The sequence below is a fragment of the Halomonas sp. 3H genome, from assembly GCF_024206005.1.
In the GTDB taxonomy this organism is placed as follows: domain Bacteria; phylum Pseudomonadota; class Gammaproteobacteria; order Pseudomonadales; family Halomonadaceae; genus Halomonas; species Halomonas campaniensis.
In genome coordinates this window covers 1874704-1900045 of record NZ_CP100360.1, presented here as the reverse complement: position 1 = coordinate 1900045, position 25342 = coordinate 1874704, and the positions used below count along the sequence as shown (strand labels likewise).

Annotated in this window: 24 protein-coding genes; 5 read left to right on the top strand and 19 right to left on the bottom strand. The window is 66.7% G+C overall.

Going from position 1 to position 25342, the window contains the following annotated elements:
- Window positions 1-6: 6 nt before the first annotated feature.
- From NFC98_RS08800 to NFC98_RS08750, 11 genes are all read right to left on the bottom strand, one after another.
- Window positions 7-966 (bottom strand): biotin-dependent carboxyltransferase family protein, encoded by a 960-nt coding sequence (locus NFC98_RS08800; protein WP_254277702.1) that lies wholly within the window; start codon window positions 964-966, stop codon window positions 7-9.
- Window positions 963-1691: a 5-oxoprolinase subunit PxpB gene (gene pxpB / locus NFC98_RS08795; RefSeq protein WP_254277701.1), complete on the bottom strand. Its 729-nt coding sequence runs from the start codon at window positions 1689-1691 to the stop codon at window positions 963-965. Before pxpB ends, NFC98_RS08800 begins: the two co-directional genes overlap by 4 nt.
- Window positions 1688-2443, bottom strand: coding sequence for a 5-oxoprolinase subunit PxpA (locus NFC98_RS08790; RefSeq protein WP_254277700.1), 756 nt, complete (start codon window positions 2441-2443; stop codon window positions 1688-1690). Before NFC98_RS08790 ends, pxpB begins: the two co-directional genes overlap by 4 nt.
- A gap of 51 nt (window positions 2444-2494) precedes the next feature.
- Window positions 2495-3667 (bottom strand): NADH:flavin oxidoreductase/NADH oxidase, encoded by a 1173-nt coding sequence (locus NFC98_RS08785; RefSeq protein ID WP_254277699.1) that lies wholly within the window; start codon window positions 3665-3667, stop codon window positions 2495-2497.
- A gap of 42 nt (window positions 3668-3709) precedes the next feature.
- Window positions 3710-4522, bottom strand: coding sequence for a hypothetical protein (locus NFC98_RS08780; protein WP_254277698.1), 813 nt, complete (start codon window positions 4520-4522; stop codon window positions 3710-3712).
- A gap of 7 nt (window positions 4523-4529) precedes the next feature.
- Window positions 4530-5207 (bottom strand): DUF2848 domain-containing protein, encoded by a 678-nt coding sequence (locus tag NFC98_RS08775; RefSeq protein ID WP_254277697.1) that lies wholly within the window; start codon window positions 5205-5207, stop codon window positions 4530-4532.
- 99 nt (window positions 5208-5306) lie between these two features.
- Window positions 5307-6590 carry a TRAP transporter large permease gene (locus NFC98_RS08770; protein WP_254277696.1) on the bottom strand — a complete coding sequence of 428 codons (1284 nt, stop codon included), beginning with the start codon at window positions 6588-6590 and terminating at the stop codon, window positions 5307-5309.
- On the bottom strand, window positions 6587-7183 hold the full coding sequence (locus NFC98_RS08765; RefSeq protein ID WP_254277695.1) for a TRAP transporter small permease subunit: 597 nt from the start codon (window positions 7181-7183) through the stop codon (window positions 6587-6589). The genes NFC98_RS08770 and NFC98_RS08765 overlap by 4 nt, the downstream gene beginning before the upstream one ends.
- A gap of 62 nt (window positions 7184-7245) precedes the next feature.
- Entirely contained in the window at window positions 7246-8310 is a 1065-nt protein-coding gene (locus NFC98_RS08760; protein ID WP_254277694.1) for a TRAP transporter substrate-binding protein, read from the bottom strand.
- A gap of 29 nt (window positions 8311-8339) precedes the next feature.
- On the bottom strand, window positions 8340-9143 hold the full coding sequence (locus tag NFC98_RS08755) for a putative hydro-lyase (protein WP_254277693.1): 804 nt from the start codon (window positions 9141-9143) through the stop codon (window positions 8340-8342).
- Window positions 9144-9237: 94 nt separating this feature from the next.
- Entirely contained in the window at window positions 9238-10140 is a 903-nt protein-coding gene (locus tag NFC98_RS08750; RefSeq protein WP_254277692.1) for a LysR family transcriptional regulator, read from the bottom strand.
- A 274-nt stretch (window positions 10141-10414) separates the two neighbouring features.
- Here NFC98_RS08750 and NFC98_RS08745 point away from each other — a divergent pair, with 274 nt between their 5' ends.
- The 3 genes from NFC98_RS08745 to NFC98_RS08735 are packed head-to-tail and all read left to right on the top strand — an operon-like array spanning window position 10415 to window position 13352.
- Entirely contained in the window at window positions 10415-11401 is a 987-nt protein-coding gene (locus tag NFC98_RS08745; protein WP_254277814.1) for a TRAP transporter substrate-binding protein, read from the top strand.
- A 57-nt stretch (window positions 11402-11458) separates the two neighbouring features.
- Window positions 11459-12022, top strand: coding sequence for a TRAP transporter small permease (locus tag NFC98_RS08740; RefSeq protein ID WP_254277691.1), 564 nt, complete (start codon window positions 11459-11461; stop codon window positions 12020-12022).
- 25 nt (window positions 12023-12047) lie between these two features.
- A complete protein-coding gene (locus NFC98_RS08735) occupies window positions 12048-13352 on the top strand; it encodes a TRAP transporter large permease (RefSeq protein ID WP_254277690.1) in 1305 nt (434 codons plus the stop codon).
- Window positions 13353-13390: 38 nt separating this feature from the next.
- Here the strand turns inward: NFC98_RS08735 and NFC98_RS08730 are convergent, their stop codons facing one another.
- The 5 genes from NFC98_RS08730 to NFC98_RS08710 form a co-directional block, all read right to left on the bottom strand.
- Complete coding sequence (locus tag NFC98_RS08730) at window positions 13391-14599, bottom strand: Fic family protein (RefSeq protein WP_254277689.1); 1209 nt, start codon at window positions 14597-14599, stop codon at window positions 13391-13393.
- A gap of 132 nt (window positions 14600-14731) precedes the next feature.
- Complete coding sequence (locus NFC98_RS08725; protein ID WP_254277688.1) at window positions 14732-16564, bottom strand: protein kinase; 1833 nt, start codon at window positions 16562-16564, stop codon at window positions 14732-14734.
- 4 nt (window positions 16565-16568) lie between these two features.
- The gene (locus NFC98_RS08720) at window positions 16569-18197 is read right to left on the bottom strand and encodes a dihydrolipoyllysine-residue acetyltransferase (protein WP_254277687.1); all 1629 of its coding nucleotides are present in this window, start codon (window positions 18195-18197) and stop codon (window positions 16569-16571) included.
- Window positions 18198-18246: 49 nt separating this feature from the next.
- Complete coding sequence (locus NFC98_RS08715) at window positions 18247-19224, bottom strand: alpha-ketoacid dehydrogenase subunit beta (protein ID WP_254277686.1); 978 nt, start codon at window positions 19222-19224, stop codon at window positions 18247-18249.
- A 1-nt stretch (window position 19225) separates the two neighbouring features.
- On the bottom strand, window positions 19226-20440 hold the full coding sequence (locus tag NFC98_RS08710) for a thiamine pyrophosphate-dependent dehydrogenase E1 component subunit alpha (RefSeq protein WP_254277685.1): 1215 nt from the start codon (window positions 20438-20440) through the stop codon (window positions 19226-19228).
- Between the two features lie 241 nt (window positions 20441-20681).
- On the opposite strand from NFC98_RS08710, the gene NFC98_RS08705 reads away from it, so the two are divergent.
- Together NFC98_RS08705 and NFC98_RS08700 are read left to right on the top strand one after the other, a co-directional pair.
- Window positions 20682-21227 (top strand): glutathione peroxidase, encoded by a 546-nt coding sequence (locus NFC98_RS08705; protein WP_254277684.1) that lies wholly within the window; start codon window positions 20682-20684, stop codon window positions 21225-21227.
- Between the two features lie 240 nt (window positions 21228-21467).
- Window positions 21468-22418, top strand: coding sequence for a glycerophosphodiester phosphodiesterase (locus NFC98_RS08700; RefSeq protein ID WP_254277683.1), 951 nt, complete (start codon window positions 21468-21470; stop codon window positions 22416-22418).
- A 50-nt stretch (window positions 22419-22468) separates the two neighbouring features.
- Here the strand turns inward: NFC98_RS08700 and NFC98_RS08695 are convergent, their stop codons facing one another.
- The 3 genes from NFC98_RS08695 to NFC98_RS08685 are packed head-to-tail and all read right to left on the bottom strand — an operon-like array spanning window position 22469 to window position 25315.
- Window positions 22469-23236: an ABC transporter permease gene (locus NFC98_RS08695; RefSeq protein WP_254277682.1), complete on the bottom strand. Its 768-nt coding sequence runs from the start codon at window positions 23234-23236 to the stop codon at window positions 22469-22471.
- On the bottom strand, window positions 23229-24173 hold the full coding sequence (locus tag NFC98_RS08690) for an ABC transporter ATP-binding protein (protein ID WP_254277681.1): 945 nt from the start codon (window positions 24171-24173) through the stop codon (window positions 23229-23231). The genes NFC98_RS08695 and NFC98_RS08690 overlap by 8 nt, the downstream gene beginning before the upstream one ends.
- Window positions 24170-25315 (bottom strand): ABC transporter permease, encoded by a 1146-nt coding sequence (locus tag NFC98_RS08685; RefSeq protein ID WP_254277813.1) that lies wholly within the window; start codon window positions 25313-25315, stop codon window positions 24170-24172. Before NFC98_RS08685 ends, NFC98_RS08690 begins: the two co-directional genes overlap by 4 nt.
- Window positions 25316-25342: the final 27 nt, after the last annotated feature.

Below are 25342 nucleotides of genomic sequence, written 5' to 3'. Positions count from 1 at the left end.
CCGGGGTCAGCCCTTACCGACGCTCGCCAGGAAGTGGCGATGCTCGTCCAGGGCGTGCTCCCGGGAGGCAGCCACCAGGTGGACCTCCTGGCCGGGCAGGCACTGGGCGAGCCGCGAGGCGGCAAGCGGCGTCAGTGCCCCGAGCCGCGGATAGCCCCCGATGGTCTGGCGATCATTGAGCAGCGCGATGGGCTGCCCGTCCGGCGGCACCTGCACCGCCCCCAGGCCGATGCCCTCGGAGATCATCGAGGCGAGGCGACACTGCAGCCTCGGACCGGTCAGGCGCACACCCATGCGGTCGGCACGGTCGTCCACCCGCCAGGCCGCATTGAAGGCCCGGTAGAGGCTGGTCCCGGTGAACTCCCCCACCTGGGCACCGGGCAACAGCGACAGCCGGGCCGGTTGCCGATAGTCGATCCTCGCCGTTTCCGGCATGCCGCGTTCGGCCACCGACTCTCCACTCCCCTCCCCGACGGCAAGCCGGTCGCCCTCGGCCAGCTTGCTTCCCCGGGTGTCGAACCCGCCGAGTCCCTCGCGCACCACGCAGCTGACGCTGCCCAGCACCGGCTCGGCGCGAAAGCCGCCGGCGACCGCCAGATAGGCCCTCAGTCCGTTCACCGGCGTGGCGAAGACGAGGGTCTGACCCTCGCGGATCCTGACCGGGCGCCACAGCGCCAGCGGCTCGCCCTCGAGGGTTGCGCCCAGGTCGGCCCCGGCTACCGCCACGGTCAGGTCGCGCTCGGCGACCAGGTGTAGGCCACCGAAGGTGATCTCCAGGGCCGCCGTGCCCCAGGCATTCCCCGCCAGGCGGTTGGCCCAGGCCCAGCCGTGCACATCCGCCGGCCCGCCCTGGGTCACGCCCAGGCGGCGTACGCCGAAGCGACCGGCATCCTGCAGCAGTGCGAGGGGGCCGGCACGCGTTACGCGAAATGCGATAACGGTATATTTATTGCCAACCACAGTCATCGCCCCGCCTCCATGGGGGTAGCATCGCCCCCCTGCGACTCGAAGGTCCTCCGGTCTACCGGGACGAAGCGCACGCGGTCCCCGACGTGCAGCAGGCTGAAGCCGTCGCGATCACGATCGAAGAGCCGTGCCGAGGTCCGACCGAGCAGGTTCCAGCCCCCTGGGGTGACTGCCGGATAGGCCGCCGTCTGGCGCCCGGCGATGGCGACGCTGTTCACCGGCACCCGCTGGCGAGGCGTCTCGAGCCGCGGCATCTCCAGGCGCGCGTCGAGCAGCCCCATGAAGGCGAAGCCGGGGGCAAAGCCCAGGGCGAAGACGCGATAGTCGGTGCCGGCGTGGCAGTCGATCACCGCCTCGACGGAGAGCCCGGTATGCTCCGCCACCCGAACCAGGTCCGGTCCGACGCTGGCGTCGTACCAGGTCGGCAGCTCGTGGATCTCCCCCGCCGCCGCGTTCTCGTCCGGCGCCAGCTCCTGGAGCAGCTGCGCCAGCCGGTGACGCGCCGCTTCCGGGGCCAGGCGCAGCGGATCGAAGACCACCAGCAGCGTGGTGTAGGACGGCACCAGGTCCACCAGCGCCTCGCCGAACGCCGCCTCGCAGCGCCGGGTCAGGGCGGTGAGCCAGGGAAGGTTGGCCTCGTCGATGCGGTCGAACAGCCTTACCAGCCAGGCGTCGAGTCCGGCAGACTCGATCCGCGGCAGGCTCATGGCAGCGCTACCGTTCATGAGGCCGACTCGAGGTCGCTCAGGGCCTGGCGGATCGCCTTCACGGCGGCGATGGACTCGGGGTTGTCGCCATGCACGCAGAGGGTATCGGCGGACAGCACCAACTCGCTGCCGTCGCTGGCGGTCAGGGGAAGCCCCCGGGCGATACGCGTCGCCTGGTCGACGATGACCTCGGGATCATGGTGGACCGCCCCCACCTCGCGGCGCGACACCAGCCGCCCCTCGCCGTCATAGGCGCGGTCGGCGAAGGCCTCGAACCACAGGGTGACACCGTGCTCGGCCGCCAGCTCGCGCACCGCCGAGGTATCCCGGGTCGCCATGGTCATCAGCGGCAGCGCGGGATCGTAGGCCAGGATCGCCCGCATCACCGCCGAGAGGATCTCCGGGTCGCGGGCCATGTCGTTGTAGAGCGCGCCGTGGGGCTTCACATAGCTGACCGCGAGCCCCTCCGCCCGGCACAGCCCCGCCAGCGCCCCCAGCTGGTAAAGCACCAGGTTCTCGATCTCCTCCGAGGAGCAGGCCAGCGAGCGGCGACCGAAGCCCACCATGTCGGGATAGGCCGGATGGGCCCCGACCCTGACCCCGTGCTTGCGGGCCAGGCGTACCGTCATGCGGATCACGTCGGGATCCGAGGCGTGGAAGCCGCAGGCAACGTTGGCCAGGTCGACGTGGGGCATCACCTCGTGATCCATCCCCATCACCCAGGGGCCAAAGCTCTCTCCCATGTCGGCGTTGAGCAGGATAGCTGTCATGGATGATCTCCTTGCGAGCAGGTTGGGGCCAGGCGGATGGATGCCGGGGCCCTAGAAGATGTTGGACCGTTCGTACTGCTTCGGCCATTCCACGTTGCGCGCCTTGAGCGCGGCGGCGGCCCTCAGCGGCCAGACCGGATCAGCCAGCAGGGCACGACCGAGGATCACCAGGTCGGCCTGTCCGTTGGCCACCACCGACTCGGCGAGATCGGGGCTATGGATCAGGCCCACGGCACCGGTGGCGATCCCGGCCCGATCTCGAACCGCCTGGGACAGGGGGATCTGGTAGCCGGGATGGATGGGGATGGCCTGGCGCGGATCGTTGCCCCCCGATGAGCAGTCGATCAGGTCGACCTGCCCCCGCTCTCGCAGCAGGGCAGCGAGTCGCACGGTCTGCTCCAGGTCCCAGCCTCCCTCGACCCAGTCAGTACACGACAGGCGCAGGAACAGGGGCAACTCCTCCGGCCACTCCTCTCGGGTCGCGTCGATCGATTCGAGCAGGAAGCGGATGCGATGGTCGAAGCTGCCGCCATAGCCATCCTCGCGCCGATTGCTCAGCGGCGACAGGAACTGATGGATCAGATAGCCATGGGCACCGTGCAGTTCCAGGGCCTTGAAGCCCGCCTCCCGGGCACGGCGTACGCTGGCCTTCAGGCTGGCGTGGGACGCCTGGATCTGGTCGACCGACATGGCCTCAGGCGTCGCCCAACCCCGGGCATAGGGGAGCGAAGAGGACGAGACCAGGTCCGTCCACCCACCCTCGGCGGGCGACAGGGGGTGAGACCCCTCCCAGGGGCGCCCTACCGAGGCCTTGCGTCCGGCATGGCCCAGCTGGATCCCCGGGACGGCGCCCTGCGACTCGACAAAGGCGGCAATCCGCCCCAGCCGATCGCGCTGCTCGTCATTCCAGAGGCCGAGGCAGTACGGGGTGATCCTCCCCCTGGGCTCGACATGTACGGCCTCGGTGAAGACCCAGCCGGCCCCTCCGGCCGCTCGGGCGCCCAGGTGCATGAAGTGCCAGTCATTGGACAGCCCCTCGCGTCCCGAGTACTGGCACATGGGGGACAGCATGATCCGGTTGCGCGCCCTGACCGAGCGGAACTGGACAGGCCGAAACAGATGCGGGTCGGGGTCTCGGCGCAGGATCCGACGCTCGTCCTCCCCGCCGGAGCGTGAGTCAGTGATGGCGGCGGGGTCAGATGGATTCACGTCTTCTTTGGCCATGGGCAAGGCTCCTTGTCATTGTTTTCTCGATGATGTGGCCCATCAGGGCCCGATGGCGTCCCGCCTGCGCGCACAGTCGCGCCGGAACTGCCATTGGCTGACCAGAAAGAGCATGGCGCTGACGGCCATGGAGGCCAGCAGCGAGCCAAGGAACACCATCATCGGCGGCACATGTCCCACCAGGGTCGCAGTCACCACCCCGAAGGCCACCAGGCTCAGCATGCCCTTCTGGGCCATGCTCACCGTGGCCCGCGCCACGTCGGCCCCGTAACGCTCATGCAGGGTCCAGCCGATGGTGAACAGGCCCACCGGAAACCCCACCAGCATGCCGGAGAGCAGCGGCCCGGATCTCACCGCCAGGGTGGTCGCCACGCTCACCAGCACCCCGGCCAGCAGTCCGCGCAGCAGCAGGTCAAACCAACCGGAGCGAGCCACGACGACCGGCTGTGTCAGGCGCAGGGCCCGCCTGACTCCCTCGGCCAGCAGCAGCATGGCGAGGTACATCAGCACCGCCACCCCGACTCCCCCTGGCACCCTCGAGAAGATCAGCGCCGCGGGAACCCAGCACAGGGTAGCGATGCCCAGACTGGCCAAGGCGTTCAGGCGTCCGGCGGTCACCACGAAGGAGATGCTGAACAGCAGCGTGGCCACCAGGGCATGCAGGGTCGACAGGGCGGCGGCCTGGATGAACGCCGTGGAATGCTCCTGCAGCATGAAGAAGTAGCCGGGTCCAAGGACGATGGGCGTGCCGGCGATGATGCCGCCGAGCCTTGGACCCAGCTTGCCGACCGCCAGGGAGACCCCGACCACCACCACTGCCGTGGCGAGCAGCTTGGCCAGCAGCACGCTCAGCATCGGCGCGTCACGCCACCACCGGCAGCACGTCCACTCGATACCGGTGATCAAGCGCACGGCGACGCACCGGATCCTCGAGCCTCATGCGGAAGGCTTCGGCGGACCGCACACCGCCGATCACCGGCAGGGTGCCGCACAGCATGACCTGGCCGGGGGCCAGTCCCGTCTCCTCGAGTCCGAAGCGCCGTAGCAATTCATCCGGGGGCAGCAGACCGGTCACACCGCCCTGCTGATAGAGCACCTCTTCCCCCTCGATCGTGGCCCAGGAGGCCATCGTCAGCTCATCCCAGTGGTCGATGACGTCCTCGAGCCGCCAGACCTGTCGGCCCACCGGCTTGGCACAGACCTGCTTGGAATGCGCCACCGACCAGGCCTCCGCCTCGCGGTCGGTATGGTCGGAGCCGATGCCCACCAGGGTCCCCTCCGGGGTGCCGATCAGGACGACTTCCACCTCCCCGCTGCTGGCCTCGCCCAGCACCTGGATGGTGTCTTCAGAGGTCAGCTGGTCGGCGGCGACGCGATAGAAGAGCGGCGTGGTCGAGGGCGGGGTGACGCCGATCGCCTTGAGCTCCTCGATATGCTCGTCGATCCCCGCCTGCTCGCGCCCGGCCCAGCCGGCAATGATCAGTTCCTGCACCTCGACGTCCACGGAATCGCCGCTGTCCGCCAGTTCAAATATCGTCATACGCTGGTTCCTGTCATTGAGTGTGACGTGGTGGCCCGGGGTGACTCGGCGCGTCATGCCTCGCCGTGACACCCCCGGAACGGATGGATCGCGTTTCCCTCAGCCCAGCATGTTCGGCAGGAACATGGCCAGCGACGGGAAGAGGATCAACAGGATGGCCATGAGGAACATGAAGCCGACATAGGGCATGGCGCCCACCATCACATCATTGAACGAGCCCCCCTGGCGCACCCCCTGGACCACGTAGAGGTTGAGCCCGACCGGCGGCGTGATCAGCGCCATCTCGATGAGCAGGATCAGCAGGATGCCAAACCACACCGGGTCGAACCCCATCCCGATGATGATGGGCGCGACGATCGGAATCGTGATCACCATCAGCGACAGCGTCTCGATGAAGAACCCGAGCACGATATAGAGCGCGATCACCAGCATCAGCGTGGCATAGGGCCCGAGGCCCGCGGCCTCAAGGAAACCGGTCAGCTCACGGGTGACTCCGGTAGAGGCCAGTACGAAATTGAGAAAGTACGAGGCGATGATGATCAGCATGATCATGCCCGTGGTCCGCATGGTGCCGTCCAGTGCCTCGACGATGATGCGCAGCGAGAGCTTGCCCATGAACAGGGCGATGAGCAGCGCACCGATCACCCCGAGCGAGGCCGCTTCGGTCGGGGTCGCCCACCCGGCGTAGATCGACCCGACCACGACACCGAACAGGATCAGTACCGGCAGGAGATGCCTAAGGCCCGAAATACGTTCCGACCAGGCATGAGAGCTGCTGGGCCCCCCGAGGCTCGGACGCCACATGCAGATCAACGCGGTCCCGGCCATGAACAACAGGGCCAGCAGGAGCCCTGGCACCAGGCCGGCGGCGAACAGCTTGGGGATCGACGTCTCGGTCAGGAAGCCGTAGACGATCAGGTTGATGGAAGGGGGAATCATGATACCCAGGGTACCGCCGGCGGCGATCGACCCGGTGAACAGCCTGGGGTCGTACTTCATCTCCTTGCCCTGGGGAAGGGCCACGGTGCCAATGGTCGCCGCGGTCGCCACGCTGGACCCCGAGGTCGCAGAGAACAGCGTCGCCGTGCCGATGTTGGCATGCAGCAGGCCACCCGGCAGCCAGGAGAGCCAGCTTTCCAGAGCACGATAGGTACCCTTGGCGATCCCGGTACGCACCAGGATCTCCCCCAGGAGTATGAACAGCGGAATCGCGATCAGCAGGAAGCTGTCCGACGCCGACCAGATGACATCGCCCATGGCCCGGGACAGCGGGAAGGGAGAAAAGAACTCGTCGAGGAACAGGCCGAGCATGATCAGGGTGGCGGCCACCGGGATGCTCAACACCAGCAGGACAAGCAGGACCAGCAATGTTATCAGGATCATGAGGTAGCCTCGTGGTTTTCATCGCTGATCTGCTCGTCGAGTGTCGGACTGCCGGCGAGCCGCTGCACGCCCTCGACATCCCCCGCCAGCAGCCCCAGCAACACACGAAGTGTCATCAGGCCGACGGCCAGGCTGAACCAGGCGAGTCCCATCACCCACAGGAACTGAGGGATCCAAACCGGGGTCCCCAGCGGCGTATTGGCTCGGGCGCCCCCCGTGAACGAATCCTTGGCGACCTCGAAGGCGGCCCCCACCACGAGCACGCAGAACAGCGCCATCGCCAACAGCGCCAGCAGGTCCAGGCCGCCTCGAATGCGCATGGGAAAGTTGAGATACAACGCGTCGATACGGATATGCGCCTTGCGCAGCAGGGTGTAGGCAAACGCCCAGCTGGTGCTTATCGCCATGACGTAGCCGGTCAGCTCGGTGGCGTGGACGGCGGAGCGTCCCATCAGCTGGCGCGAGAACACCTCGACGGTCACCAGCACCACCGTCATGAGGATCAGCACCCCGCCGGCTCGCGCCATCCATAACGAGCCCACCTGCACACCGTTCAGCACCCGATCGAGAGCGGTATTTACCGTTTGCAACATGTCACTCTCCAGGGCGAGGCCGGGCTGCCATGCAGCCCGGTCGCCAGGGGTTGGTCGGAAGCTTACTTGGCGGCGGTCAGCCCGGTGACGCTACCGATGGTCTCATTCCAGCGGTCCACCCACTCCTGGTCCACACGATTCGCCCAGTTGGGCAGGATGGTCTCCTCCAGGTGGCGGCTCGCCTCAACGAAGTCCTGGTCAGTGGCTTCCACCAGCACCATGTCGCCGGGGTCGCCGCGGGTGCACTCGCCCTCCCCCGTCAGGCAGGCAATCCCCTCGCGGGTCTCCTCCACCGCGGATTCCCAGACCGGCTCCTCGTAATTCTCCCGGATCTCGGTCATCAACCACTCCTGGGTGTCCGGCGAGAGCGAGGCCCACTTCTTGCCATTCATGGCGGTCACCACATGATCCCAGCCACCCACGGGGAGCGGGTAGAGGTGGGTGGACACCTCGTACCAGCCGGAACTGTAACCGGACAGCGAGCCGGTCACGGCGCAATCGATGACGCCGCGCTGCAGGGCGCCCGGCACCTCGCTGAAGTTGAGCGTGATGCCCTCGGCTCCCAGCGCCTCGAGGAACTCGGCGGTGGCGCGCCCGCTCGCCCGGACCTTCTTGCCGGCCAGATCGGCGAGCCCATCGATCTCGGCATTGCAGAAGACCATCTGCGACGGATAAGGCACCACCGCCAGCAGCTGGGCATCCTGATAGCGCTTGGCGAAGGCATCGGCCAACACCGGCCGGTAGGCGTCGGACACCTTCCGCGCCGTCTCGACGTCCGGTGCGATCATGGGCATGTCCAGGCCTTCCAGCTCCGGTGCATCCTGGACGGCGTAGTCTGCCACCGTGGAGGTCACCTCGATGACATCACGTCCCATCAGGCGATACACCTCCCCGCCTCCGAGGCCCATCTGGTCGAAGGTCGTGACATCGGTCGAGATCCGGCCGCCGGAGGCCTCCGGCAGGTGACGCTCCCAGAACGGCCGCTCGAAGTTCTGGTAGAGCGACAGGCTGCTCCAGCTGCCGACGTAGGCAAAACTGGTCTCATCGAGCTCCTGTGCGGGGACCTGGGACGCGCTGACCAGCATGCCGGCAGCGACCGAAGCGACGAGACGTTTTCTTGTAATCATCGGGAGTTCCTCTGTTTTTCCAGAAGGGGCTACAACAGGGCCACGCGGCTGTCGGGGATATCGGTGATCAGCATGTGGCCCGGACTGTGGGTGATGGCAAACTCGATGCCGGCGTCCATCAGGACCTGCTGCGGGGTCACGCCGCAGGCCCAGAACACCGGTAGCTCGTCATCGCCCATCGACACCGCATCACCGTAATCCGGCGAGTGGAGATCGGTGATGCCGATCAGGGCAGGATCGCCAAGGTGCACCGGGGCACCGTGGGTCTGGGGGAAACGGGTAGTGATCTGGATGGCGCGGATGGCATCGCTGGCCCGATAGGGGCGCATCGAGACGACCAGGTGCCCGCCGAAGCCACCGGCGGGCACCAGCGGCACGGAGGTCCGGTACATCGGCACGTTGCGCCCCTCGTCGATATGGCGCACCGGCAGGCCGTCCTGGATCAGGGCGTGCTCGAAGGTGAAGGAGCACCCCAGCGCGAAGGTCACCAGGTCATCACGCCAGACGTCGGAGACATCATGGACCGTCCGGTCGAGCCGCCCGTCGCGATAGAGGCAGTAGGCGGGCACATCGCGGGCGATATCGAGATCATCGGCCAGGGCGGCACAGCCTCGCTCGCCTGGCTCACTGACCGCCAGCAGCGGACAGGGTTTGGGGTTGGACTGGCAGAAACGCAGGAAGCCGTTGGCCTGGGCTTCGGGAAGGATCACCAGGTTGACCTGGACGAAGCCCTTGGCGAGGCCCGCGGTGGGCCCGACCAGGGTGCCATCACGAGCAGCGAGGCGCACGGCTCTCGGATCGTGATCGGCATGGGGGAAAGTGTTGTGGGACATTGTTCTGCCTCTCCATGCGGTCTCTTCAAGGTAAGGCAGAACATTTGATTGCATCAAATCGATATTCAGGATCACCTTTGATCGAATAAGCTGATCAAACGATCTCTTCACTCTCCCGAGACGCGTCGCTCACCGTGCTCAGCGACAGTTCCGCCACCGCGCGAAGCACCGTGGCCCCGGGTGCCGAACTGTAGGCCACGTTGAAGACCAGGTCGGGCAGCGAGGCCTCGACGCGAAACTCGCGAAGGGCTCCTGAGGCCAGCTCCCGGTGCAGGATCTCCCGAGGCAGTGCACTGACGCCGAGGCCATCGACGGTCATGCGAATGATGGTGGAAAGCGAGGAGCTCGAATGGATCTGGGTGGGGTGATTCATGGGATTGATCAGCGAGCGGATATTGGCATAGGGCTCGCTGCGCCGCGGATAGGTGATGATGGGAATCCTGGCCAGGTCCGCGAGGCCAATGGGCTCCGCGGGCAGCTCGATGCCGGGGCTGGCGACCCAGACCAGTGGGTAGCGGCAGAAGCGTCGGTTGATGATGTCGGGCTGGCTGACCTCGCCGATCAGAAAGGCGATATCGATCTCTCGACTCACCAGCTTGTCGGCAAGATTGAGGGAGATATCGACATCAAGCTCCAGATTGACCGCCGGATAGGCCTCACTGATCTTCTCGATCAGCCGCGGGAGCCAGGTATAGGCGATGGTCTCGGAGACCCCCAGGCGGATCGTGCCGTGGATGGCATCGGGGCTTGCGACCGTCTCCAGCAGTTCGGAGTGAAGCTGCAGGATCTTCTCCGCGTAGACCAGCAGCTGTCGCCCCTTGGCCGTCAGCACCGCCTTGCGTCCTGTCCTGTCGAACAGCTCGGTGCGCAGCTCATCCTCGAGACTGGAAATCCTCGCCGACACCGAGGGCTGGGAGGCATAGAGCCGCCGGGCAGCCGCCCGGAAGCTGCCCAGCCGAGCAATCCACACAAAGGTTTCCAGCGTCCTGATGTTCATGGGGCACTCTCAGTGGCGTCGGCGAAAGGGGCGGTCAAGTCGAATGATAGACGCCACCATCGGTTAACCGCCCTTGATCATGGGATAATCCTATCACAGCCTCGCGGCCCGAGGTGTCCCGGCTGGCCCGGGGGACGGCAGGGCCCGTTTCACCTCGACTGCCGGGCTACCGTTTAGGGATTGTCCAAACGGCCCGCCAACCGCGTGCAGCTGAGCTGCTAGGCTTCGGAATGACCTGCATGACTCAACGCGCATTCCACAGGAGGTCCTCATGATGACCCCACGCCCTTTCAAGCCGCTGCTGGTTACCCTCTCCTGCCTCGCCGTCTCCGGCACCGCCCTGGCGGCAGAATGGAACATGGCAACCCCCTACGGCGATGCCAGCTTCCACACCCAGAACGTCAAGCAGTTTGCCGAGGATGTGGCGGAGGCCACCGACGGCGCCCTGCGCATCAATGTGCACAGCGGGGGCTCGCTGGTCGCCCACGGCGAGATCAAGCCATCCGTCCGGCGTGGCACCATCGATGCGGGAGAGGTCTTCCTGTCGATCCTCTCCAACGAGGATCCGATCTTCGAGATCGACACCCTGCCGGGGGTGGCGGGCAGCTACGAGGAGGCCATGGCCCTGTGGGAAGCCACGCGTCCGATGATCACCGACCTGTTCGCCGAGGAGGGGCTGGTGCCGCTCTATGCCGTGGCATGGCCGGCCCAGGGCATCTATACCCGTGACGCCCTGGAGGACCCCGAGCAGTTCGAAGGCCTTCGGGTGCGTGCCCCCAACATCAACACCCAGCGCTTCGTGCAGAACCTCGGCGGCAACCCCACCGAGACCGAGGAGTCAGACATCCCCACCGCCTTCAGCACCGGACGGGTGGATGCCATGATCACCTCCAGCGCTACCGGCAATGCCATGACCGCCTGGGACTACATCTCCCACTACACCGATGCCAACCTGTGGCTGCCCAAGAATATCGTCTTCATCAACCAGCGCTCCTTCGACAGGCTCGACGAGGCCACCCAGGAGGCCCTGCTGGAGGCGGCCGAGCGCGCCGAGGCACGCGGCTGGCAGATGAGCCGCGACAACAACGAGACCAGCCTGCAGGCCCTGCAGGACAACGGAGTCACCGTCTCCACCCCCAACGACGAGGTCGCCGCCGCCCTGCAGGCCGCCGGTGACCAGCTGTTCGAGGACTGGCAGGCTCGTGCCAGCGAGCAGGCCCTGGAGCTCCTCGAGACCTACCGCGCCGGTCTCGAGGATTGACCGCCGGCCGGCGCGGTGCCACGCCGCCGCGCCGGCCAGCCATCGGGAATCACCGCCATGACCTTCAAGTTTGCGCTGCTCTACCGCATGGGTGCCTGGGGAGCGGCGACCTGCATGGTCACGATCTGCGCCCTGGTGGCGCTCCAGGTGACCTTCCGGGTCGTCGATGCCCTGCTGCACCTGGTCGGCATACCACGCCTCGGCCTGAGTATCACCGGCGTGTCGGAGATCGCCGCCTACCTGCTGGTCGGCGCCACCTTCCTGGGGCTGGCCTATACCTTCGTGCACCATGCCCACATCCGCGTCACCCTGCTGATCTCGCGGCTGCCCTCGCGTATCCGGGTCTGGTTCGAGGTGGCCTGCCTGATCGTGGCACTCGCCCTGAGCCTGCTGCTGGGACATGGGCTCATCGAGCTTGCCCGCGAGAGCCTGGAGTTCCGGGACGTCTCCTCCGGCTTCCTGTCGATCCCGCTGTGGATCCCACAGACCGTCCTGGCGACCGGCGTGGGGCTGCTCTGCCTGGCGCTGGCCGAGGCCCTGGTGCTGACGCTGCGCATCGCGGCCAGGGAGCCGGATCGCTTCCGCGAACTCACCGACGGCGACGACAGCGACCTGCCATGACACCTGCCGAGAGGGAGACACCACCTTGCTGATCCTCAGCCTGGCCAGCATCCTTACCCTGGCGATCCTGCTCGGCAGCGGCGTCTGGATCGCCTTCGCCCTGATCGGCACCGCCTGGGTCGCCCTGGCCTTCTTCAGTACCTTCTCGCCCGGCCCCATCCTCGCCTCGGACTTCTGGGGAGCGAGCTACGGCTGGGACCTGACTGCGCTGCCGATGTTTATCTGGATGGGCGAGATCCTGTTCCGCTCGGGGCTGGCCGACAACATGTTCCGCGGCCTGTCGCCCTGGCTGAACCGCCTGCCAGGACGCCTGCTGCACACCAACATCATCGGCAGCGGCATGTTTGCGGCGGTCTGCGGCTCGTCGGCGGCGACCTGTGCGACGGTCGGCAAGATGACGCTGCCGGAACTGGAGCGGCGCGGCTACGATCCGCAGATGGCCATCGGCACCCTGGCCAGCGCCTCCACCCTGGGCCTGCTGATCCCGCCCTCGATCGTGCTGATCGTCTACGGCGTGGTCACCGAGCAGTCGATCTCCCGCCTGTTCATGGCCGGCGTCGGGCCCGGGCTGCTGATCCTCTCGCTGTTCATGGCCTACCTGATCGCCTGGGCACTTCTCAAGGGCAACCGCAAGGGACTGACCGGCCAGGACGAGTCGTCACTGCCGCTGGCGCAGAAGCTGCGCCAGACCTGGTCGCTGCTGCCCATCCTGGCGCTGATCGGCGGGATCATCTTCAGCATCTACGGCGGGCTGGCCTCGCCCACCGAGGCGGCCGCAGTGGGTGTCGTGCTGTCGATGCTGATTGCCCGCTGGAACGGGCACTTCGGCAAGGCCGTCTTCCAGGAATCGCTGTTCGCGGCCATCCGCACGGCCTGCATGATCGCCTTCATCATCGCCGGGGCGTCGTTCCTGACCTCGGCGATGGGATTCACCCAGGTGCCCATGCAGCTCGCCCGTGCCATCGGTGAGATGGGGCTCTCGCCAACGATGCTGCTGGTGGCGCTGACCCTGCTGCTGCTAGTGATGGGCTGCTTCCTCGATGGGATCTCGCTGATCCTCCTGGTCACCGCCATCATCATGCCGGTGATCAGCGCCGCGGGCTTCGACCTGATCTGGTTCGGGATCTACCTGGTGATCGTGGTGGAGATGTCGCAGATCACCCCGCCGGTGGGCTTCAATCTGTTCGTGATCCAGGGCCTCACCGGCAAGGACATCCTGACCATCACCCGGGCCACCCTGCCCTTCTTCCTGCTGATGCTGGTGGCCATTGCCCTGATGCACCTCTTCCCCGAGATCGCGCTCTACCTGCCCCAGGCCATGAACCGGTGACTGCTCCCCGCCCTAGCGGGCGAGGCTTCGCATTTTTGCTAATCGGCCCGCCCCCTGGCACTCGCGTCCGCCACGGCAAGCGCCGCGAACAGGTCCCGCCGATAGAAGCGCTCCGGTACCTGATAGCGTGTGCTCCGCCCTCCTCCAGGCAACCTCTCCAGACAGCCCTTCTCGACAAGCCCGGCAAGGTGACGTGTCGCCGTCGCCTTGCTGACCTTGGCCACCTTCTGGTACTGCGATGAACTGATCCCGTGCTCGAACCCCTTCTCGCCTCCATCCAGCAGTCGGTTCAACACCTTGATCTGCTCCGGGAGCAGTTCTGCCATTCCGAAGCGCTGCCAGAAGCGGGCCTTGCACAGGGTCCGCTCGACTTGAGCCAGAACGCTCAACAGCGTGGCCTCCAGGGTATCCAGAAACCAGGCCAGCCAGGTAGTGAGGTCTGTCGTACCCCGCTGGCTTTCCTCCAGGCAGCGATAGTAATCGGCCCGTCGCTCAAGGATGGCCGCCGACATGGCATAGAGGCGAATGCTCTGCTGATCGGCCTGCGCCAAGGCAAGATCCGCAATGGCCCGAGCGATACGTCCATTGCCATCTTCAAAGGGGTGCAGGGTCACAAACCAGAAATGAGCCAGGCCTGCCCGAACGAGGGGGTCCAGGGCGGCGTCATGACGGCTGGATTCGAACCACGCGAGAAACTGTTCGATCTCGCTCTCCAGGCCAGCTCGAGGCGGCGCCTCGAAATGCACCCTGGGACGATCGATCCGACCCGACACCACCTGCATCGGCTCCATCCCTCGCCACTGGCCGGGACGCAGTGTCGTCAGTGAGGTCTCGGCATCAGAAAATAGCCAGCGATGCCACTGAAACAGCCTCTCGGCATCCAGCCCCGAGTCGGGATTGAGGATCGCATCCAGCATCAACTCCGCCAGACCTTCGGCGCGAGGCGAGGGCTGGCCGTTCGCCACGTCGACCCCCAGTCGCCGAGCAAGCGATGAGCGAACGCATGCCACATTGAGACGCTCTCCCTCGATCGCGGAGGAGGTGACAATATTCTGCAATAGCGTATCCAGTGCCGCTCTGGTCTCTGTCTCCAGATCACCCGCGGGCGTAAGGGCCCCTGACCGCCCCAGCAGGATGCCAAGATTGCGCCAGCAACGTTGTAGTCGAGGCTGTACATCGGCCACCTGCCAGCTGAAATCAGGCCAGTCGGGGTGTTGCCAGATCCAGGTCACGGCGTGATGAGGCATGTCCAGGCTCCAGAGAGACGAGGCGGCGAGGCGATTCCCGCGATATTCGGCTCACTCATTGAGTCGTATAGTGCGGATTTTCGGCTCATCTGACAAGGTCGTCACCCGGAGAGGCTGGACGGGCTCGAGCAATCATCCTTCCTGTTCGACAGCGTGCCGCGGGTTGCGGGGATAGAAGCGCTCCGGCTGACGCTCCACGTGGGGAAAGAAGCGAGTGTCCTTGTAGGGCATCTTCATGAACCCGGAGACCCCGAGCCCCTCGATCAGCCCGACCGCATCGAGGATATCCTCAAGCCGGCGCCGGAACTCCGCCTCCCGCAAGGGATCGAGCAGCCGATAGTAGGAGTGGATCTTTAGATGCTCGGGCAGCGCCTCGAAGATGATCATGCCGGTATGGTGGATCTCGTTGAGCGCCTCCAGCGAGGTGATGATCGCCTCCGGCAGCACCAGGAACTCCTCCGGGTCGGGCCCATCCTCGAAGTAGCTGTGCAGCCGGCTGCGATCCTCCAGCTCCGGCACCGCACTGACCTCGTAGGCCAGGCGCATGCCCGGCTCGATCACGAACGGCTGCTCCTGGCTGTCACGCTCGAGATGCAGGGTGTCGCGGGCGTTGAACAGGCAGCTCTTGAAGATGCCCTGCCGGTAGATGGCCCGGGCCAGGTGCACCATGTTGTTGACCGCAGCGATGAAGGCCGGCCGCCGCGAAGCGTCGTGCAGGTTCAGCGAGGTATCGATGTAGACCCCGTCGGCCTCCCAGCGCACCGCCAGGCCGCCCACCACCGGGTAGCGGCCGAGGCGGCTGACCGAGGCCAGGAAGGCCTTCTCGGTCTCGCCCATGCCCTGCATGAAGTTCTTGTAGTAACGGTCGAGCTGCACGTCGTTGACGTCGTTGAGGGTCTCGGCGGCACCCTCCTCGCGCAGGAAGGCCTTGCGGGAGCTGTAGACCACGGTATCGATCTCCCGCTCGGCCGGTCGCACCCACACCGGCACCAGCGCATGGGCCGGTGGCTCGGGCAGGTCGATCATCACCAGCCGAGCCAGCCGAGGCATCTCGCGGATGAAGTAGTCGCCGGCCTTCAGGCGCAGCCGCGGGTCAGGGTCCAGCATGCCGTCGAGCATGCGCGCGAACTCCACCGGCAGGCCCAGGGAGGTCGCGGGAATCGCCCGATGGCCGAAGCGGCAGGACTGCGCCGAGGCCAGCGCATAGAGGGTGCCGGCGGCGCCCTGCTCGTCGAAGCGCGGAGAGGAGAGCGCGCCGTTGAGCTGCTCCTCGCCGATGAAGTAGACATCGCCCAGGCGGGCGTTTGTCTGCTGCAGGTTGTCTGACATCAGCTCCATGACATTGGCCGCCACGAACTGCTGGTTGGCATCGAGCTGGGCGAACACCGAGGAGCCCCAGTCGATCAGCGCGATGTTCTCGGTCTTGCCATCGAAGACCAGGTTGGAGGGCTTGATGTCGCCATGCACGATGGGCCGCCCCGCCGGGCCGGACTCCCGGCGCAGCGCGCGCAGGATATCGGCCAGTTGGTCGGCGATGTGCACCACCAGGCGCGGCGACAGGCGACCCTCGCGCAGCGACACCTCCTCCAGGTTGAGGCCCGGGGCCCGCTGCATGACGAGGATCGACTGGTTGCGCACCCGCTGGTAGGCGATCAGCCGGGGCACCCGGGGATGCTCGACCTGCTCCAGCATGAAGGCCTCCTCCTCGAGGCGATCCTGGAGGTGCTGGGGCAGGTTGACCCGGGTGAACTTGAAGACGTACTGGTCGCCCAGAGCGGTCAGCCCGGCGAACACGAAGCCGTAGGCGCCCTTGCCGATCAGCTCGATCTCCCGGTAGCCCAGCTGCTCCAGCTGGGCCTGGCACAGCGACACCCACGCCTTGAGCTTGCGGGCATCGTCGTGGCTGAGCAGATAAACCGACTGCTCCTCCGGAATGTAGAACTGCTGCAGGGGCGCCTGGGTCATGGTGTTACGCCAGATGGAGCAGCATGGTCTCCGGCGCTTCCAGATAGCCCTTCCAGGCGTTGCAGAAGCGGGCGATGGTGCCCCCGTCGATGATCCGGTGGTCGCCGGCCCAGGTGACGGTCATGATCGCTCGCTTGACCACCCGGTCCTCGGCATCGAAACGCGGCAGCCATTGGGTCTTGCCGATGGCCACGATCGCCACCTCCGGGGCATTGATGATCGGTGCGGCATAGGTGCCGCCCATGGCACCGATATTGGAGATGCTGATGGTCCCGCCCCTGAGGTCTTCCTGGCTCACCTTGCCGGCACGGGCGGACTCGGTGAGACGCTGGACCTCGGCCGCCACGCCGAGCAGGCTCAGCCGCTCCACGCCCTTGACGTTCGGCACCAGCAGTCCGGCTCGACTGTCCACCGCCATGCCCACGTTGACCGAAGGAAGGTAGTGGATCTCGCTGGCCGCGTCGTTGAGCCGCGCGTTGAGGATCGGCGCCTCGCGCACCGCCAGCGCCATGGCCTTCATGAAGAAGGGCATCAGGGTGAGCCGGGTCTCCTCCGCCGCCGCCAGCGGTTTCAGGCGCTCGCGCAGCGCCAGCAGCTCGGTGACGTCGATCTCCTCGCCGTACTGGAAGTGCGGAATGGTGGTGGCCGACTCGACCATGCGCTTCGCCATGACCGCCCTCACGCCACGCAGCGGCTCCACGCGGACCTCCTGCTCGGCCGGCTGGGGCGTGGGCGACTGCGACGCGGTTTCGGTCCACGCAGCCGACGAGGCCGCCTCATCCCCGTGTTCCAGGTGACGCAGCACGTCCTCCTTGAGCACCCGCCCCTGCTTGCCGGAACCGGCCACCTCGTCCAGCGCCAGGCCGTGCTCGCGCAGCAGCCGGCGGACCGCCGGTGCCGCGGGAATGCGGCCATAGGGGCCGCGCCCCGGCTCCCCGCCATCACTGACCGGTCGCGGGGCCGCCGTGGGCGCCGCTCGCCGGGCCTCGGCGGGTGACGCACTGGCCTCCTGCCGCGGGCGGGGCGCCTCCTCGGCGGCCTCGGCCTCGCCTTCCGGCCGATAGGCATAGAGCGGCGCATGCACCCGGGCAATCTCGCCCTGGGCCACGTGCAGCCGGCTCACCATCCCAGCCTCGGGGGCGGTGATCTCGACCAGCGCCTTATCGGTCATGACATCGACCACCGGCTGGTCCTCCTCGATCATCTCGCCCTCGGCGACGCGCCACTCCACCACCTCGCACTCGACGATACCCTCGCCGATATCCGGGAGAATAAAGTCCTTGTCCGACCCGCCTCCGGGGGTGTCTCCGCCTCTGGGCCCGGCGGACGGCTCGGGCGTCGCCGACGTTCGCGCCGAGGATGCGGGCGGCTCGGCGGCCGGGCTCGCGGTCTCCTCCCCCTCGGCCTCGTAGGCAAACAGCGGGGCATGAACCTTGGCGATCTCGCCCTTCTCCACGTAGAGCCGGGTCACCCGGCCCGCCTCGGGCGCGGTGATCTCGACCAGCGCCTTGTCGGTCATCACCTCGACCACCGGCTGGTCCTCCTCGATCACGTCGCCCTCGGCCACGCGCCACTCCACCACCTCGCACTCCACGATACCTTCGCCGATATCGGGCAGCATGAAATCGCTCATCTTGCTCACTCCTGTCTGTCCTGGCTCGCTTCCGACGCGCTAGCTGGCATCAGAAGGCCACGCTGGCCTTGATCGCTTCGAAGATCTTGAGGTGGTCCGGCAGGTACTCCTTCTCCAGCGTCAGCGGGAAAGGCGTATCCAGGCCGGTCACCCGAGCGATGGGCGATTCCAGGTAGAGGAAGCAGCGTTCCTGGATGGTGGCGGCGATCTCGCCGGCGAAGCCGCCAGTCAGCGGCGCCTCGTGGGTGATCACCAGACGGCCGGTCTTGAGCACCGACTCGGCCACGGTGTCCTCGTCCCAGGGCAGGATCGAGCGCAGGTCGATCACCTCGCAGGAGATGCCCTCCTTCTCGGCCAGCTCCACGGCCCGCTCGATCACCTCCATCTGCGCGCCCCAGCCGAGCACGGTGATGTCGGTCCCCTCGCGGATCACCTCCGCCTCGCCGATGGGCAGCTGGTAGTCCTCCTCGGGCACCTCGCCGGTGGAGGCGCGATAGAGGCGCTTGGGCTCGAAGAACAGCACCGGGTCGGGGTCACGGATCGCCGAGAGCAGCAGGCCCTTGGCCTGGTAGGGGTTGCGCGGCACCACGATCTTGAGGCCTGGGGTGTGCGCGAAGTAGGCCTCGGGCGACTGGGAGTGATAGTGCCCCCCGGAGATCCCCCCGCCGTACGGGGCCCGGATGGTCAGGCCGCCGACGTTGAACAGGTCGCCGGAACGGTAGCGGTACTTGGCCGTCTCGTTGACGATCTGGTCGAAGGCCGGAAAGATGTAGTCGGCGAACTGGATCTCCGCCACCGGCACCGAGCCCTGGGCCGCCAGGCCGTTGGCGAAGCCGATGATGCCCTGCTCGACCAGCGGCGTGTTGAAGCAGCGCGCCCGGCCGTACTTCTCCTGCAGGTGGCTGGTGGCCCGGAAGACGCCGCCGAAGAAGCCCACGTCCTCGCCGAAGCAGATGACCTTCTCGTCCTCCGCCATGGCGATGTCCAGGGCGTTGTTGATCGCCTGCAGCATGTTCATGGTCGGCATGTCAGGCCCCTCCCTCGTTGGCGGCATCGTCATGGGCGCTCACGTCCGGGTCCAGCGAACGCGCCCCCCTGGGGTAGGCCTCCGGGTACTTGCGGATATGGGTCTTCAGCCGGTCGAGCTGACGCTGCAGGGCCGGGGTCACATCGGCGTAGACATCCGTCACCAGGCTGTCCAACGGGGGTGGGGGACGCTTCTCGGCACGCTTCATGGTCTCGAGCACCTCGCGGCGCAGCGACTCCTGGAGCGACTTCTCCTCGTCGTCGTTCCACCAGCCCTGTGCCACCAGCCAGTGCTGCATGCGCAGGATGGGATCCTTCTCACGCCAGGCCTCCTCCTCCTTCTTCGAGCGATAGCCGGAGGGGTCGTCCGAGGAGGAGTGGGCGGCAAGGCGATAGGTCATCGCCTCGATCAGCACCGGCTGGTTCTCCTCCACGGCGATACGGCGCGCCTCGCGGGTCGCCGAGAGCACCGCCAGAATGTCGTTGCCATCCACCCGGATCACGTGCATGCGATAACCGAAGGCCCGCGGCGCCACCCCGTCGGCGGCGAACTGCTCGATGGAGGGGGTGGAGATCGCATAGCCGTTGTTGCGGCAGAAGAAGATCACCGGCACCTCGTGCACCGCCGCCATGTTGAGCGCGGCGTGGAAGTCGCCCTCGGAGGCGGCGCCCTCGCCGAAGAAGCACAGGGTGCAGTGGCCATCGCCGGCCATCTTCTGACCATAGGCGTAGCCGGCCGCCTGGGGAATCTGGGTGGCCAGCGGGGAGGAGATGGTCATGTAGTGGAGCTTGCGCGACCCATAGTGGATCGGCATCTGCCGCCCCTTGCCGTAGTCGAGCTCGTTGCCGAACAGCTGGTTCATGAACTCGTCGTAGCTGAACCCGCGGTAGACCAGCGCGCCCTGCTCACGGTACTGGGACATGATCATGTCGGCATCGTCGAGCGCGGCCGCCGCCCCGATCACCGCGGCCTCCTCCCCCGTGCACTGCATGTAGAAGGAGAGCCGACCCTGTCGCTGGGCGGCCATCATCCGCTCGTCGAGCACCCGGGTGGCGATCATCGTGCGGTAGATCTTCAGCGCCTGGTCGCGCTCGAGCGTCGGCGCCTCGGCCCCCTCGAACAGGGTGCCGTCCTGCCGAAGCAGGCGGAAGGTGGGTATCGAGAACTCGTCGCCGGCCAGGAAATCCGGCGCATGGATATCTTGTGTCGTTGTCATCTCAGGATCCTCTACCCCTTTTGAGGGCAGTGTTGTCGCTTGTATCGCCCTTTGCCAGAAGGATTGCCCCTGGCGGGTCAACGCAACCCAAGGTGACGTTAACGTAAAATGCAGATCCGTGCACCCTTCTTGCCATCAGAAGCGAAATACCTGGTCGATTTCTCTGTCGAGAACCTCTGGCGGGGGCCGTGGTCAATCCTGTTCCGACCCTGGGGTCCGCCATTTCGGGAATTCGATCACCATGTGGAAGCTCACCCTGCCCGTTGTCGCAATCGCCGCCGCCCTCATCGCCGGCCCGATCCAGGCCGATGGGGATACGCTGCTCAATCACGACCTGCGTCGCCTGCATTCAAGCGAGGTCGTCAATCTGAAGGAGACCCTTGGCGGCTCCCCGCTGCTGCTGGTCAATACCGCCAGCCGCTGTGGCTTCACTGGCCAGTTCGAAGGGCTCGAGGCCCTGCACCAGCGCTACGCCGGACAGGGGTTGAGAGTCGCGGGGTTTTCTTCCAACGACTTCAATCAGGAGATCGACGAGGAGGGGGCGGCAGAGGTGTGCTTCATCAACTTCGGCGTTACCTTCGATATGTTCGCTCCCATCCAGGTAACCGGCGCCGACGCCCATCCGCTGTTTGCCGAGCTGGCACGGCAGAGCGAGGCGCCGCGCTGGAACTTCACGAAGTATCTGGTGGACGCGTCGGGGCAGGTGGTCGCGCATTTCGGGTCTCGGGTTCAACCGGAGTCGCGAGCGATGCGTGGCGCGATCGAGTCCCTGCTCTCTGCGGATTGACCTCCTGAAGCGTGCCCTCCTATCTGTCGGCCATCGACCACCCTGCGCGTTGACCAATAATCAGGCGAGCTCGCAGGTGGGCCGGCCATCGATAATTCACCTCTCCGACCTCCCCCCTCACACCGCGCACCCATCCAGCCTTCGCTTGCACTACCCAGCTGACCAGGCATTACCCCGATCTTGCACCCAAACCCTCACGCCCGTATCGTTATTGATTGAACATTCAATAAAGGAGATGGTATGCACTTCGACCTGTGCTGCTTCCGGCGCGTGAGCATTCCCCTCGCATTTCTTGGCGGTGGTGCCCTGCTACTGCCGCTCTCTGCCCAGGCAGATGCTCTTCAGCAGCAGTTTGATGATCTGCAGAACCTTCAGGTGATCGCCCACCGCGGTGCCAGCGGCCATGCGCCAGAGCAGACGCTGCCGGCGCTGAAGCTCGCGCACGAGATGGAGGCGGACTATCTGGAGCTGGATATTCAGATGACCGCCGACGGCGAGTTGGTGGCATTTCACGACGAGACGATTGACCGCACTACTGACGGCGAGGGTGAGCTCAAGGACTTTACCCTAGAGGAGCTCAAGGCGCTGGATGCCGGTAGCTGGTTCAACGCCTCCTCCCAAGAGCATGCCGACGACGCCTTTTCCGAGGTGCAGATCTTGACCCTCGGCGAGATCATCGAGCACTTCGGGACCGACACTCGCTACTACCTCGAGACCAAGTCACCGGAACTCTATCCCGGCATCGAGGAAGCGCTGGTCGATGAACTGGAGGCCCACGGCCTGATCCAGGCCGGCGCGGCCGTGATCCAATCGTTCAGCCAGCCGAGCCTGCTCGAGATACAGGCGCTGAATGACGACGTGCCGCTGATCCAACTGGTCTGGTACTACCCGGAAGACAACGGCGACGAGCGCCTGGTGGAGTGGACCGGAGTGACGCCGGGGCCGAGCGAGATCGACGATGCAGACTTCCAGGCGATCCGCGAGTATGCCTTGGGAATCGGCACCAACCTGACCTATGACGATGAACGGCAGGTGATCGATGCCGCCTTCGTCGAGCAGGCCCAGGCCAACGACCTGCTGGTGCACGTCTATACCATCAACGAGACAGAAGATATGCGAATGCTGCTCGACTGGGGCGTCGACGGCATCTTCACCGACTTCCCCGACCGGCTGAACGCCCTGGTCCAATAAGGTGGTCGCCTGCCCTTAACACCAGTACCGATCAGGTGGAGGGACGATCTTCAATCCTGACCTCGGCGAACCAGCCGCTGGCAGCGCTCGAAGACGCTGTCGACGGTGAGCGCCAGCAGGCCGATCAGCACGGCGCCCTGGAGGACATAGGCGGTATTGCCGTTGACGATCCCCGAGATGATCGGCGCGCCGAGGTTGCTGGCCCCCACCGTGGCCCCCAGGGCGGCGGTGGCGATATTGATCGTCACCGAGGTGCGAATGCCCGCCAGGATCACCGGCGCTGCCAGGGGGAGCTCGACCTGCAGCAGCTGCGGGACACCGCCCATGCCCATGCCGCGCGCCGCCTCCAGCACCGACGGGTCGATGCCCTGCAGGCCGGCCAGGGTGTTGCGCACGATGGGCAGCAGCCCATAGAGCAACAGCGCCACGATGATCGGCCAGGTGCCGAATCCCAGCACCGGCACCGCCAACGCCAGCACGGCCACCGGCGGGAAGGTCTGCCCCATGGATGCGGCCTGGGCCACCAGCGGCAGGAAGTCGCGGCCCGCCGGCCGGGTGACCAGCACCGCGGCCCCCACGCCGATAACCACCGCCAGCAGCGCGGCCACGCCCACCACCAGCAGGTGACGCCCCAGCAGGGTCAGGAAGTCGGCATGGGGATAGATCACCTGGCGGCTGCCCGGCTCGACCGCCCGGAACAGCGGCTCCAGTGCCGCCATGCCGAAGGTCAGCGCCAGCAGCAGGCCACACCAGATAAGCGGTGCTCGCCACAGAGTCCATGCCGAGGCGCGGCGGCGCGGGAAGGTCGACTCACTCATCCCGGCGGGCTCCCACCAGGCGACGCAGCGAGAGCTCGCCTACCGGCATGTCGTCCTCATCCACTACCGTCAGGCGGTCGGCGTGCTCGCGAAACATCACCGCCAGCGCCTGGTGCAGGGTCGCCTCCCGAGGCACTCGGGCACGGGCGATCAGCCGGGGCGACAGCGGCAGCATGCGCTCGCTGACGCGGGTCAGGGCGGCCTCCTTGAGGCCGCGGTCGTCCCCGCCCAGCATCGAGGCCACAAAGTCGTCGGCCGGGTCGCGCAGGAGCTCCAGGGGTGAGCCCTGCTGGACGATGCGCCCGGCCTTCATCACCACCAGCCGGTCGGCCAGGCCGAGGGCCTCGTCCATGTCGTGGGTGACGAACACGATGGTCTTGTGCAGCCGTGACTGCAGGTCACGCAGCTCGGCCTGGAGCGACTCGCGGGTGATCGGGTCCAGCGCGCCGAAGGGCTCATCCATCAGCAGGATATCCGGGTCGGCGGCCAGCGCCCGGGCGACCCCGACCCGCTGGGCCTGGCCGCCGGAGAGCTGGTGTGGGTACTTGTCGGCGAAGCTCTCCACCGGCAGCCCCAGCAACGCCATCAGCTCCTCAACCCGCTCTCGGATGCGGGGCGCTGGCCACTTTAGCAGCCGCGGCACCAGGCCGATGTTGCGCGCCACCGTCCAGTGGGGAAACAGACCGGTGCTCTGGATCACATAGCCGATGCGGCGCCGCAGCGTCTGTTCGTCGAATTCCCGGACCTGGCGCCCCTCCAGATGTATCTCGCCCTCGCTGTGCTCGATCAGGCGGTTGATCATGCGCAGGGTGGTGGACTTGCCGCAGCCGGAGGTCCCCACCAGGGCGCAGAGCTCGCCTTTCTCCACCCGCAGCGAGAGTCGATCAACAGCGGTCTCGCTGCCGAATCGCTTGGTGACCTCGATGAGTTCGATCATGACGTGGCTCCCTGCTCCACTGATGGCGACTGCCGGGGATCCAGCCGCCGAGCCAGGGCGCCGAGCAGACCATCGGCGACCAGCGCCATGGCCAGGATCGGCAAGGCGCCCAGCAGCACCAGATCCATGGCGGCCTGGCCGAGCCCCTGGAAGATGAAGGTCCCGAGTCCGCCGGCGCCGATCAGTGCGGCCACCGCGGTCAGGCCGATCGCCTGGACCGTGGTGATGCGCACGCCTTCGATCACCACCGGCAGCGCCAGCGGCAGGCGCACCTGCAGGAATACCTGGGTGCGGCTCATGCCCATGCCCCGGGCCGACTCCAGCACCTGCGGCGACACGCCCTCCAGCGCCACGAAGGTGTTGCGGACCATGGGCAGCAGGCTGTAGCCGAGCAGGGCCAGGAAGGCCGGTGCCCAGCCGATCCCCCTCACGCCCAGGGCATTGAGCCAGGCCACGTTGGCGGCCAGCCAGGCGAGCGGGGCCAGCAGCAGGCCGAACAGCGCCAGGCTGGGAATGGTCTGGAGGAAGTTGAGCACCGCGAAACCGAGCCGTTCGAGGCCGGCATGCCGGCGCATGGCCATGGCCAGGCCCGCGCCCAGCACCAGGCTGGCCCCGACGGCGCCGGCCACCAGACGCAGGTGCTGGATCACCGCCGAGGTGAACTGGTCGCTGCGCCCCCGATACTCCTGCACCAGCGCCAGCGACTCGAGGCCATGTGACGACGCCAGCCACCAGGCCAGCGCCACCGGCGCCAGCAGCAGCCAGACGGCAAGCCGCGGCAAGGCCAGACGCCCGCGCAGCTCGATCAGCACCAGGCCGAGCAGGAACAGCAGCAGCCACACCGCGGCGCCGATTCCGAGACGCGCCTGCGGCGTGGCCGGATCGATCCTCAGGCCAGCCGCAACCGCCAGCCAGGCCGGCAGGGCCGCCAGCAGCAGCACGGCAAGTCCCAGCGCAACGCGGTACCGGCTGGGCGTGGGTCGCCAGGCCAGGACCACCATGGCCAGCCACGGCAGACAGCCCGCCAGGGCCCCGGCCCAGCCAACGATCTCGTGGGCATGGAGCGGGGTGCCGGGCACGATGCGGTTGGGGGCGACGCTCACCGACGGCAGCGCCAGCCAGGCCATGGCGGCGGCCAGCATCAGCGCGGTCAGCACGCGGTTGGGGAG